Raw genomic sequence first — 12068 nt, 5'->3', positions numbered from 1 at the left:
TACGAACATGGTCATCTTAAAAAGCATGCATGAAATCGAGGCCATCCACAAGGCATGTCAAGTGGTAGCCGAATGCCATCGCACGATCGCCCCGCTCATCCAACCGGGCATCACGACGAACGAGATTGAGCGAATCTTCGAGGACATTATCTTGAAGCACGGGGCCAAGCCATACACGAAGGGCTATAAGGACTATCAATATGCGACCTGCGCTTCCGTCAACGATGTGATCGCCCATGGATTCCCTAGCGATAAGCCTCTTGAGGAAGGTGATATCGTGACGATCGACACGGTCGCGGAGCTCGACGGCTGGCTCGGCGATTCGGCCTGGACCTATGCGGTCGGGAAGATCTCGCCGACAGCCGAGAAACTGATGCGCGTCACGAAGGAATGTCTTGATCTCGGCATCGCACAGGCGCAGCCTGGCAATCGGCTCGGCGACGTGACGAGCGCGATTCAGCGGCATGCCGAATCGAACGGTTTCGGCGTCGTACGCGACCTTCTCGCGCATGGCATCGGCCGAGACCTGCACGAGGCGCCGAACTATATGCATGTCGGCAAGCCAGGCAAAGGCCTCCGCATCAAAGAAGGCATGGTTTTCACGATCGAGCCCATGATTACCGAAGGCACTTACTACATGACAATCGATGCGGACGACTGGACCGCGCGGACGCTGGACCACAAGCTCGCCGCCCAATACGAGCATACGATCGCCATTACGTCTGAAGGTCCACGGATCCTGACCGCGCAATAGAATATTTAGAGGTCGCCCAACGAGTTGGTCGACTTCTTTTCTATGTATTCGGCATAGCATCTTTAATTAAAATAGGCAGCCGATCGTTGTGACCGATTGCCTCCATATTATTATCGAACTTAACTATCGTCACCTGTTTGCGCTTTGTAGCGTCGATCCCTTATTATAATCCGTTGTCATTCAATAGGATTGCCGAACCTTACCAGTACGTGCCACATGAATTTTAATTCTTGGAGTACCTCTTCATAAGTTCTTTTTCTGCAGGATCATCCTGGGAGCCACCGTAAGTATACGTGCTACGATAGGATACCTGTGGATAAAGAAGGAAATAGCATGACCCAAACCTCGGTGACGGACCATCAGAATGTAACATTAAATCTAAAGCACCGTATTTTGGCCTCTCCATATTGCTGACTCCCTCCAACTGATAAACTCCTCCAAACAGTCCCATCTCCCAAATGTCTCGAGCACCACCTGGGAATGCAGACACGCTGCCATTAGAAATCTGCGTTTCAAACTGACTCTTATAGATCCCTTGCTCATGTAATGCTTGTGCCACACTTTTCATGTCTGCTAGTGGACGGTCAGGGTGGAAATGTAACGCAACTCTGGCATGTGATCGCAGTTTAGAGACAGCATCCTCAAATAGACCAAAAGGGATATTCGACAACTGGAGAATTTCTCGGATAGATGATTGTGCAGCTCCCCCTCGGCTACTGGCATACTGTTTTATATACTGAATGGCCAGGGCTTGTGAACTCGTAAGGCGACTGTTCTTTGACATGCACATCACCAGCTTTTAAGATCATTTGATATATAGACTCTACCTTATTGCTTTTCAAGATGATTCATCAGTCAGAAGATAGCTTTAACCCGGTTATCCGTCGGCATTGGAGCAGCCATAGCTTGCCGTCTGCGAAAGTCCATTCAATATCGATGTTTGGACCAAAGGTTTGCTCGCACTTTATAGCGAGACCGTTCAATTGACTGCACTGCGTAGCGGTCAGGCATAGTGAGTTCACGGTATTGTCGTCAAGCTTATGTTCGATGGTACCTTCACATTGGCCGAATCGAACCGCAATCTCCTTCAAACTAGCTGTTGATTCCTTCATTTCCCCATTTCGGTTCATTCTGAAGTAATCAGGCGTTACATATCCAGAAGCAACCGCTTCGCCAAGTCCCCATGTTGCCTCTATTACTCTTTCATCCTCATACGTAACAGGGTTCCGTGTAAACATTATTCCCGACACATCGGAATTGATCATTTGTTGAACGATGACTGCTATTTGTACAGTTTGGTCGCCGTTATTTGTCGTTGTCGCTCCCTCTGCTCGACTCATGTAGCCTTGCAAACGTTTAGACTGTGCCGACTCCCAAATGCAACGAATCGCACGCTCAATACCCTTTACGGTTGTAACGTTTAAGCAAGAATGAAACAGTCCAGCATAACTGGACTGTTCACCATCTTCTTGAATAGCGGACGATCTGACGGAAACGGAACCTAGTGAGTCTAACATAGAACGAATTTCACCATCAATATTAAGCTCTCCTTGCACAAATTGCGCAACGATAGTAGCCGGCAGCACATAGCCCTTAGGCACCGGCAAACGGTGTTTAATCGCCACACCCAAATTCACCGCTTTACGACCATATAACTCAACTTCGATTGCCTCATATAAATGTATTAATTTCATGCATTACCACATCCCATAACGATGCCAGAGATCGCATCTATACGAATTTTTTCACCACTTTTAACAACTTCTGTTGCATTTCTACAACCAACGATACATGGAATGTTAAACTCCCTCGCCAAAATGGCAGCATGGCAAACAATACCTCCCCGATCCGTCACAAGTCCTGATATTAATGGAGCAACCTCGATGAAATCTGGAGTCGTCATCGTTGTCACTAGAATGTCTCCGTTCCTTACGTTCACAAGCTCATCCTTGTGCATTATGACTACGGCTATTCCTTCGGCATGACCGGAACTGGCAACTTTACCACTCGCAAGAAATAACTCTTCATCAGATGTACTGTTACTTACAGGTTCTATAACTTGTCTTTCGTTCAAGAGTGCGCGAAGCTCCTTGCTCCAAGGCGCCTCATTGGCGTATTTTCCGATTTCTTTGCCTAAGGTTGCATACAAATGCAGTTCATACATTGCCCGGTCAAAACACAATATCAAATCGGACGCCGCGAGTTGCTCCTGCACGGCAAGAACTTTTATATAGCTGCTTTTATACGCGGGAATATGCTCAATAAACACTTCTAATATCGGCGTTATTTGTGCAATGGCTTCGCGCATCTGTAACTCAAACCGTGACGTCCTTTCAAACTGGTACCTATAAATTTTTTGATAAGCATCGCGCACCAACGGCTTAAGTTGTTCAATCTCTTTCTGATACCAAATTCTGACTCTGTTGAAAACAACCATCTCCTTTTCCCTTTTCTCACTGTGTCGAAATCGAAACAAAAAAAGCCACTGCAAACATACCAGTGGCTTAAGCTCGAGGAATCACTCTATATTTCAGAGTAGTTCTTCACACATATAAAGCCCTGAGGATAGATATCCTCAGGGCTTATTTCGACATAGCGAATTAATTAAAAAATAACACCGCGAGGACCCAATATGAAGTTGTTGATAGTTAGTTTGATTTTTTTCATTGTCCTCACTCCTTCTAGTTAAATCATTTTAAATACAAGTCAAAGTATATACCTCCAAATATTACCTTGTCAATCATAATTCAGGTAAAAAGCGATCTGTCAATTTAGTTTAATTAACGAGGAGAAGTTTTACATTCTACTTCTCCTGCTCCTTAATCACCTGCTCAATCCCCAAAAGAATCAGCTTCACTCCGAACTCAAAAGCCCCGTCGGTTCCCATCAGATCGAACAGACCGCTCTTGAACATCCTGCGGAATAGTCCCGCGTCCGTTTCGCTCATGGAATCCAGAAGGCGCATCATCTCCCCGTCTGTAGGCACTCCCTGCTCCTTAAGGATGTCGGAGACATTGCGTTGATGCTGATAATCGTCCAGAACGAAGTAGAAGACATAGTTCACAAGCGTAAGAACCGCTTGTAATTTCTGCTCTTGCTCAAGCGGCGTCGATTCCACGCAAAGCAGCATTCGGTTGGTGAAACGGATAATGTCAGGTTCATGGGGCAAAGTCATCATCATGAGCTGCGTGGAGCAGGGATACCGGGTGAGCACACTCCGAACGGTTACCGCAAGACCCGTCATCTGCTCCTTCCAGTCCCCTTCGGAGCGGAACTCCTCCAAGATCATTTTCGATACCTGATTGGCCAGACGGTAGTAAAGATTCTGCTTACTCTTGAAGTACCAATAAAGAGAGGGAGCCTGAATTCCCAAACGGTCGGCCAATCTTCTCAGGCTGAATTTCTCGATACCATCCTCCCCTAGAAGCTCCCACGAAGCTTCTAAAATCTTATCCTCCGAGATCTGAGGCTGCTGCTTTTTCATCGTTATCCGCCCTTTTATCTAACAGTGTAAGTTTGTACTTTACAGGTTCATAAGATCATGATATCATCTAACACTGTAAGGTTCAATCTAACACCGTTAGATTGCGCCGAAATAAATGAAGAAAGTGGTGACCCGCATGGATACAGAAAACCTCCATTACTTTGAAAAAGCACCGGTCGCAAAAGCCGTAGCTCACTTCGCAGTACCGATGATGCTAGGCACGTCAATGAGTGTCATCTATTCGATCTTGAATGCCTTTTTCCTTGGCACACTCCACAATACGGCTATGTTAACCGCACTCGCATTAACCTTGCCGTTATTCGCGATCATTATGGCGCTAGGCAACTTGATTGGCATGGGAAGCGGCACATTCATCTCCCGTTTATTAGGTGAGAAAAAATATGATGATCTTAAGCATGTGTCTTCATTCGCCTTTTACAGCAGTTTAGTTCTCGGTCTTATCGTGATGGCCGTCGGCATCCCGTTGATTGATCCCATCGTTCATGGCCTGGGGGCAACGCCTGAATCCTTCGGATTCACGAAGGACTACGTCACGATTATGCTAATAGGTTCACCAATCGTCGTATTATTCTTCACGCTGGAGAATATCGTCCGGTCTGAGGGTGCAGCATTAACGTCGATGGTCGGTATGATTCTTAGTGTAGTTGTAAATATTATTCTCGATGCTTTAGTCATTTTCGTCTTCCATTGGGACGTGATCGGCGTAGCATCTGCTACGGTTATTTCTAACTTGGTTGCGAGTGCATTTTACGCCTTCCATATCGGATATAAGAGCCAATTCTTAACCGTCTCCGTAAAATGGTTCAAGGCTACCAATGACATTTTGAGCAATGTATTCAAAATCGGAGTTCCCGTTTTTATTATGAGTATCTTTTTGGGTGCAATGTCGCTCATCTTTAACCATTTTCTGGTCGAATATGGAGATCAGTCCGTAGCTGCTTACGGAATTTCATCACGACTATTGCAATTTCCTGAGTTTATTCTGATGGGCTTATGCGAGGGCGTCGTGCCGCTCATTGCCTTCTCTTTTACAGCGAATAAATTATGGATGAAAAATACGATTGCATTCACGATCAAAGCGATCGTGGTGTTAGCAGCCGTGTTCGGCGTTATCGTCTATCTGATTTCCGATCATTTAATTGGTTTATTCACGAATGATCCGCAATTAATTGAAATGGGCAGCTACATTCTACATGTAACGTTCTTATCCTTGTTCATTACAGGAATGACCTCGTTGTTTACGGGGATCTTCCAAGCAACAGCGCAAGGAACCGCCGCATTTATTATGTCAGTTATTCAAGGCATTACTCTAATTCCTGTGCTGTATATCGCCAATCAAATGAACGGCTTCCACGGGGTAGTTTGGTCGCTGGTCATTGCGGATGCCGTCGCATTCCTTGTTGGAGCCATCATGCTGTATGTTCTGCGGAATAAATTGCAGCCGGATTTGGATAGTTTAGTACACTAAAAAACATGCAACACGCATGAATGCAGGATTAGGGAGATCGGTGATCCCCGATCCTGCCTTTTTTAGGTACATTAACGCGCCAAAATATGCATTGACAGGAATATTCCTTTGCAGGTATATTTGACGTGTGAGTAAAAAATATCCCAACTGGAGGGAAATGAAAGAATGAATCAGGAAGTTACAGCCTATATTGAAAATTTGCCAAAATGGCAGTTCATTATCAGCTCCACGCTACGCAAACTAGTGCATGAGACAATTCCGGCGGTAGAAGAACGAATTCAATATAAGAAGCCACATTTTCTGAAAAATGGACATTATGCTGCCGTTATTTCGCCTTCTAAAGATGCGATTGCATTTATGATCATGAATGCTAACGGCATCGAATTCCCAAAAACATTTGATGGGCCTGCCGAACGAAAGTGGATCAAACTACGTGAAGGCGATTCTGCGGATCTTTCACTGTTGTCGGAGCTTCTGAAACAAGCTTCCGACACGCTGTAAAGGCCTTAAACGGGAGGGAACCAAGAAGCATCCAAACATTTAATATATTTGTTTTGGGTTAGCCGACTATCTATAGAAATTGCAAAAATCAAAGACAATACTTAGATCTGAGGAGGAGTAAGAATGAGCAACCCTAAAGGAGTTTTTCTGACACGTGAATTTAACGCTCCGCGCGAGCTGGTGTACAAAGTGTGGACCGAGCCTGACCACTTCGGTAACTGGTGGGGCCCTCAGGGATTCACCCTTGAAGTCGTTAAGATGGAAGTGCGTCCAGGCGGAATGTTTGTCGGATGTCAGAAGTCGCCGGACGGACAGCATGTCATGTGGGGCAAGTTTGTTTACCAAGAGGTTCAGCCGCCTGAGAAGCTGATATGGGTCCAATCCTTCTCTGACGAAAATGGCAACACCATCCGCGCTCCGTTTAACCCACATTGGCCTCTCGAAATCTTGAACATTCTGACGCTTGAAGAAGTCGAAGGTAAAACTATCCTGACGCTTCAAGGAGGTCCACTGAATGCTTCCGATGAAGAACAGGCCGCATACGATGCAATGGCACCGATGGCTGCACAAGGTATGGAGGGAACGTTCGAGCAACTGGCCAATTATCTGTCCACACAATTATAAAAAATTGATAACATCCAAACTTCCCGCGTGCCAATACAGGCACGCGTTTTTTTTTGACGTGCCCTTCGGATCCCAGACTACTACCGTACTTCCTGCCCCAGAGTGTGTTATTCAACTATCGTTCCCCGATATCGTAATAAACGGATTCGATTACTTTTCTAAATTAAATCCATCGATTAAAACGCTAACTTCGTTTAATGTTTTATACTGCTCACTTAAACTCTTTCCTTTTATTTTATTTTGAAAATCCAGTGTTTTAACTACTTGCGAAACATAAGAGATATATTGTTTCAATTTCTGATTCGTTTCATCGTTGAATACATCTGTTACACGATTATCTAAAGAATAGACTACAGGCGACGAAGATTTCGGGTTGTTGAACATATTTATATTTTCAGGAAAATTCACTTTCTCTCCAACAGAATTATAGTTTTTGGTTAGATTAAAGTTATGATAGATGTTCGCATACGCTCCGACTAGCGAATTAACATAATCTACTTTGTCATCTTCATGGTTAAGTGCAGTTTCTAAATCTAGTAGCACTTCATTTTGCTGTATAGCATATTGAAGGATAACTCCTTTTTTCATATCTGTATTTTTTTGATGCAACTGATACAAGAAAAATAAGCACACAATAAAAATAATATTTAAACCAAATGAAATTGAAATTATGAGTTTCCTTTTACTAATCGACATAACGAATGCCCCCCTTTTATTGTTATACAACATATGGATTTGGTTTGAATGACAGACTCATTCTTTAAAGTAGGGCGTAATCCCTCTTAAATATAGGTTCTCCACTAACTTAAAAAATTCTTCTGACGATAAATCCTTTTGACGCTGGAGCCAAAGACGAAATAAAGAAAGGGAAGTTGTCAGGTAAAACTCCATTAAGTATGGCGTTAAGGAATGGTTTTGCGGAACGTTTAGTTCTAATTGATCCAAAGTGATTTCTTTTTTTAATCGTTTTAAAAAACGGACACTTCCATAATCGCCCAAAAGGGCATTAAGAACCAGGAGATGTTCTCTTTTGTCCAGACAATAGAACGTATCTTGAACCGTATGCATCGATAGCTCTTTATTCGCCAATTCTTTTTTTATTTCATTCAATAAGTCATTTTCAACAGAGTCTAACAATTCGTAAATGTCAGTAAAGTATTGATAAAAGGTGCTGCGGTTAAAGCCTGACTTATTCGCAATTTCCTGAACCGAAATTTTCTCAATCGGCTTTTGGCTATATAACTCACAAAAAACCTCTACAAACTTTTGTCTTGTTTTTTCCGTTATTTGGGGTTGCTTTTTCATGTTTCCCTCCTACTAGCGAATAAGAATATCATCCAACAATTAATAAAAAACTGATGGTTGATCAAGGAATAATAAAGATTTACAATCACATCATACAACATGTTGTCTGATGATCAAAAGGAAATGTTAATAAGTAGGGGTGGTTTTAATGTCAGCCAAACAAGATAGAATTTTAATTTTTGGTGCAGGTGTCATCGGGAGCATGTACGCAATTAAGCTTATTGAAGCAGGGTTTGAGGTTAGCCTGTTTGCACATTCTAATAGATTTCAATCATTAAGAGAAAATGGCCTGCAATATAAAGAAAAAGGTAAAGTTAGATCGATACAAGTGAATGTCATTGATACGCTCGAACATGACGATATATACGATTTTATATTCGTTACCGTTCGTTATGATCGGTCCGAATCAGCGTTGTTAGCGCTAAAAGATAATCAAAGCAAAAATATAGTTACAATGATTAGTAATTCAATTGGATTTTCTTCGTGGCTGGATATCGTAGGGGATAGACTTTTACCAGCTTTTCCAGGATTCGGCGGACAGATTAAAGATGGAGTATTGCATGCTCGATTTCTACCGAAGATTATAGCGGCAACTGCATTTGGAGAAATTAATGGTGTAGTGACAGAACGCATAGAAAACCTCGCTAAACTATTTAAAGCAGCAAAGCTTCCCTACGATATTAAAAAGGATATGCAAGCGTATCTAATCACACATTCCGTATCAGACATTGCCATGTTGAGCGTTTTACGTTCTGAGAATAAGATAATTGACAAAAAAACAGCCAGAACCAGTAAGAAGGCACGCGAAATAACAGTCACTTTAAAAGCGCATCTAAGGGCAATACAAAAAGCAGGCGTTTCAATTGATCCACCTATGCTTAAAATGGTGTTTAAATGTCCAAACTTATTTTTGAATCTTTTCTTTATGGCATGGCTACGAACTAAAATGGTTAGGGATATGATGTTGCCGGATTATGCGAACAGTGCTAACAATGAGATTGTGAAACTGAGTAATGATTTAATGAAATTTTTAAGTCAAAATGTCAATTCGGAAATACATGTTCAGTAATATGAACAACAACAGCGGCAGTCTAAGACTCTATTTATCGAGTCTTGTTCTGTCGCTGCTTTATTTATTGGACCCAGTCTAAGACTTTAATTTCACAAAACATAATCTACTATAGGAGACAAGGTCATCTTACCGTCTGGTAAACAAGACCTAAGGCTCCAGAATTAAAGGTCTTGTTTTCGATTAGCTTAAGATTGACCTTCTCATTGAGTCCTTGGAATAACGGCAATCCCTTACCGATCAGGACGGGAGAAACCGTAATTTTATACTCATTAATTAAATCAAGCTGCATAAGGTGATGTGCGAACCTAGGACTGCCGAGGATGACCATATCCTTGCCTGGCTGCCGTTTGAGGTTATTGATCTCTTTCTCGACATCTTCTTTCACAAGTCTGGAATTATTCCATTCAACTTTCTCCAGCGTCGTGGAAAACACGATTTTGGCTGTCTTTTCGATCCACTCGGCATGATTCCGTTCATGCTGCGAAGCTGATGGGTTCGATGGCACAGATGGCCAGTAACTGTGCATCATCTGATAAGTCCCACGTCCCCAAATGACAGTGTCGGCAGTACTCAAAATTTCTTTCGCGTGTTTCTCCAAATCAGCATCGTAGGAAACCCAGCCAATGTCCATTTCACCATTCGGCCCTTCTACAAAACCGTCAAGCGATGCGTGCAGAAATAGAACGAGTTTTCTCATGTTCGTTTCTCCTCCAATTTTGAATTTATTTGTTTGATTTTTTGGCCGTTGGCCCGCGTATCATCCCGCTGTTACGTTCATAATAAATCATTACGTAACGTAAGGTTCAAGAGGAATTTGAATTTTTTTGAAGACAACAATACTTCAACAGGCTTTTTATTATTTGGGATATATACACAACTTGATTTCCTGTGGATAATGGGGGCTCCCCTGAAAGTAATCGAATCAGCTTCGCGGCATTATTCACTTATGGTGGATTTGCTCTTATGGATTCCGGTTTGAGAACGATCCCACGATTAGAAACGTTTGGCAACTTCCTTAGCATGAGCAATTGCTTTTTCTTTAATAGCTGAAGCTTGCTCTTGTGATTTTAATGCCGTTCCTTCAACAAAAATTGCCTCAATAGATTGAATCCCATAGAACTGTAAAACCTTATACAGATAGCTGTATCCCATTTCAAGTGGAGCTAAAGGACCTTCTGAATAAACAGAACCACTTGCTTGAATGTGTAAGCCTTTCTTACCGGTCAACAGACCTTCAGGTCCTTTTCCCGTATATCTAAAAGTCTTACCCGGAATTGAAGTCGCATCGGTGTATGCTTTCAAAACCGGTGGGATCGTGAAATTCCACATCGGGGAAACATATACGTACTTATCAGCAGCCACGAATTGATCAACAATCGCTTCAAGACAAGCCACTTTCGACTTCTCAGCATCAGACAGTTGATCGAAAGATGAACCCGACCGAAGCTTTTCCCAACCTCTTAAAACATCAGCATCAAATTGCGGAATATTCTCTTTGTAGAGATCCAAATGAACAACTACATCTCTCGGATTTGCCTCGCGGTACACTTCGATAAACTCTTTGCCTACCGCGAGACTATACGAAGATTGAGGATCGAGAGGGTGTGCGGTGATGTACAATAAGGTTGCCATGAATCAAAACTTCCCTTCTGTAATCAGTTATACTTTCAAGGATAATCATATTATATATAGTCACATATTTTAAGTACGCACATTAATGTGGTATAGTATTAAAAAAGGTACTGTAACGGAGGCTGCGTATGCAAAAGAACCCTGTCCAGTGTCAATTCGTTGTGGCGCTTGATTCCATCGTCGGCAAATGGAAGCCGGTTATCCTTTATCATTTGCTTCAAGGTAAACCTTTGCGTTTCAATGAGCTAAGAAGATTGCTGCCCGATATCACTCAAAGGATGCTTACGCTCCATCTGCGTGAATTGGAAGAGGAAGAGATCGTTAAACGAGTCATTTATCCGCAAATCCCGCCGAAAGTAGAATACTCCATCACGGAATACGGCATGAGCCTGTCTCCGATTTTAGAAACTTTACATCAATGGGGAGTTGCCCATGTTGAGCGAAAGCAGCTCAAAAAAGAGAAAAATGAACAAACAGAAACGGACTAGCGTTCGACATTACGCTAGTCCGTTTCATTCTGCTCCGAGTTACAATATAACGAACGTGATTACGAGGCATGTCCGGCAGCGCGGCCTGCCAGAACATAAAGAAGATCGATAAATCCGAACTATCCTGCCCGTTACTTCAATGGCGAACGGCAGCCGATCGTATACCGGCTGCCGCGTTGTACATTAAGCTATAGTTGCCAATTAGTTCAATGCCACTCCCATTCCGAATACTGGTGATTAACAGGCCCGTTAGAGCCTCGCGAACGTGATGTAATCGACTTGGACAGGCTCTGCCGATTCGATCCGAAGTGCCCGGTTGATTTGCCCACGGTGATATTGCCCATGTAAGAGAACCTGCAACAGGATGTCCCGGACGGACGTTTGGAACGGAACCCCGATCTGGTTCGCATAGTCGATCATCTCGTCCAACTCGGATTCCTCCAGCCCTTCGATATAGACGCGATATTGATTGGCGTTTTCTTCGAACATCACCCGGACCGCTATCAGGTCTTCCACGTCCTCCCACAACGAATACTGTGCGCTGCCCTTGCCCTGCAATCGGGACAGCCAGACTCGTTCCGCGACCGCGATGTGTCGAACCAGCTTCAGTAGATCCTTGTTCTTCGTCTCACTCTCCTCGAGCGCGTCCAAGATGCGTCCGTCCGCCCAGTACAGGTGGTCCATCATGCACTTAATCGTCTTCATTTCGGTTTCCCCCT

Annotated in this window: 14 protein-coding genes and 1 pseudogene; 6 read left to right on the top strand and 9 right to left on the bottom strand. The window is 43.3% G+C overall.

What is annotated here, in order from left to right; all coding sequences use genetic code 11:
• The first annotated feature begins 7 nt into the window (after nt 1-7).
• The gene (gene map / locus AC0YN0_RS13460) at nt 8-754 is read left to right on the top strand and encodes a type I methionyl aminopeptidase (RefSeq protein WP_475821664.1); all 747 of its coding nucleotides are present in this window, start codon (nt 8-10) and stop codon (nt 752-754) included.
• Between the two features lie 253 nt (nt 755-1007).
• Here map and AC0YN0_RS13455 read toward each other — a convergent pair.
• The 4 genes and pseudogenes from AC0YN0_RS13455 to AC0YN0_RS13440 form a co-directional block, all read right to left on the bottom strand.
• Nucleotides 1008-1538: pseudogene (locus AC0YN0_RS13455) on the bottom strand (DUF3626 domain-containing protein); the annotation flags it as partial.
• Nucleotides 1539-1605: 67 nt separating this feature from the next.
• Nucleotides 1606-2448: a PEP/pyruvate-binding domain-containing protein gene (locus AC0YN0_RS13450; RefSeq protein WP_475821663.1), complete on the bottom strand. Its 843-nt coding sequence runs from the start codon at nt 2446-2448 to the stop codon at nt 1606-1608.
• Nucleotides 2445-3191 carry a PEP-utilizing enzyme gene (locus AC0YN0_RS13445; RefSeq protein WP_475821662.1) on the bottom strand — a complete coding sequence of 249 codons (747 nt, stop codon included), beginning with the start codon at nt 3189-3191 and terminating at the stop codon, nt 2445-2447. The genes AC0YN0_RS13450 and AC0YN0_RS13445 overlap by 4 nt, the downstream gene beginning before the upstream one ends.
• Nucleotides 3192-3557: 366 nt before the next feature.
• Nucleotides 3558-4238, bottom strand: coding sequence for a TetR/AcrR family transcriptional regulator (locus tag AC0YN0_RS13440; RefSeq protein WP_475821661.1), 681 nt, complete (start codon nt 4236-4238; stop codon nt 3558-3560).
• Nucleotides 4239-4374: 136 nt separating this feature from the next.
• Here AC0YN0_RS13440 and AC0YN0_RS13435 point away from each other — a divergent pair, with 136 nt between their 5' ends.
• From AC0YN0_RS13435 to AC0YN0_RS13425, 3 genes are all read left to right on the top strand, one after another.
• Nucleotides 4375-5727, top strand: coding sequence for an MATE family efflux transporter (locus AC0YN0_RS13435; RefSeq protein ID WP_475821660.1), 1353 nt, complete (start codon nt 4375-4377; stop codon nt 5725-5727).
• A gap of 165 nt (nt 5728-5892) precedes the next feature.
• Nucleotides 5893-6228 (top strand): DUF1801 domain-containing protein, encoded by a 336-nt coding sequence (locus tag AC0YN0_RS13430; protein WP_475821659.1) that lies wholly within the window; start codon nt 5893-5895, stop codon nt 6226-6228.
• 123 nt (nt 6229-6351) lie between these two features.
• Nucleotides 6352-6852 carry an SRPBCC family protein gene (locus AC0YN0_RS13425; protein WP_475821658.1) on the top strand — a complete coding sequence of 167 codons (501 nt, stop codon included), beginning with the start codon at nt 6352-6354 and terminating at the stop codon, nt 6850-6852.
• A 150-nt stretch (nt 6853-7002) separates the two neighbouring features.
• On the opposite strand, the gene AC0YN0_RS13420 is transcribed toward AC0YN0_RS13425, so the two are convergent.
• Nucleotides 7003-7548 carry a hypothetical protein gene (locus AC0YN0_RS13420; protein ID WP_475821657.1) on the bottom strand — a complete coding sequence of 182 codons (546 nt, stop codon included), beginning with the start codon at nt 7546-7548 and terminating at the stop codon, nt 7003-7005.
• 57 nt (nt 7549-7605) lie between these two features.
• Nucleotides 7606-8157 carry a TetR/AcrR family transcriptional regulator gene (locus AC0YN0_RS13415; RefSeq protein WP_475821656.1) on the bottom strand — a complete coding sequence of 184 codons (552 nt, stop codon included), beginning with the start codon at nt 8155-8157 and terminating at the stop codon, nt 7606-7608.
• A 148-nt stretch (nt 8158-8305) separates the two neighbouring features.
• On the opposite strand from AC0YN0_RS13415, the gene AC0YN0_RS13410 reads away from it, so the two are divergent.
• Nucleotides 8306-9226, top strand: coding sequence for a ketopantoate reductase family protein (locus AC0YN0_RS13410; protein ID WP_475821655.1), 921 nt, complete (start codon nt 8306-8308; stop codon nt 9224-9226).
• Between the two features lie 124 nt (nt 9227-9350).
• Here AC0YN0_RS13410 and AC0YN0_RS13405 read toward each other — a convergent pair whose 3' ends face one another.
• Together AC0YN0_RS13405 and AC0YN0_RS13400 are read right to left on the bottom strand one after the other, a co-directional pair.
• The gene (locus tag AC0YN0_RS13405) at nt 9351-9926 is read right to left on the bottom strand and encodes a dihydrofolate reductase family protein (RefSeq protein ID WP_475821654.1); all 576 of its coding nucleotides are present in this window, start codon (nt 9924-9926) and stop codon (nt 9351-9353) included.
• A 296-nt stretch (nt 9927-10222) separates the two neighbouring features.
• On the bottom strand, nt 10223-10861 hold the full coding sequence (locus AC0YN0_RS13400) for an NAD(P)H-dependent oxidoreductase (RefSeq protein ID WP_475821653.1): 639 nt from the start codon (nt 10859-10861) through the stop codon (nt 10223-10225).
• 128 nt (nt 10862-10989) lie between these two features.
• Between AC0YN0_RS13400 and AC0YN0_RS13395 the strand changes: the two genes are divergently transcribed.
• A complete protein-coding gene (locus AC0YN0_RS13395; protein ID WP_475821652.1) occupies nt 10990-11349 on the top strand; it encodes a winged helix-turn-helix transcriptional regulator in 360 nt (119 codons plus the stop codon).
• A 249-nt stretch (nt 11350-11598) separates the two neighbouring features.
• Here the strand turns inward: AC0YN0_RS13395 and AC0YN0_RS13390 are convergent, their stop codons facing one another.
• Nucleotides 11599-12054: a DinB family protein gene (locus tag AC0YN0_RS13390; protein ID WP_475821651.1), complete on the bottom strand. Its 456-nt coding sequence runs from the start codon at nt 12052-12054 to the stop codon at nt 11599-11601.
• Between the last annotated feature and the right edge of the window lie 14 nt (nt 12055-12068).

The organism is Paenibacillus sp. J22P218 (assembly GCF_056269195.1).
The sequence above is the reverse complement of the archived record's forward strand: the minus strand, read 5'-3'. Positions and strand labels throughout refer to the sequence as shown.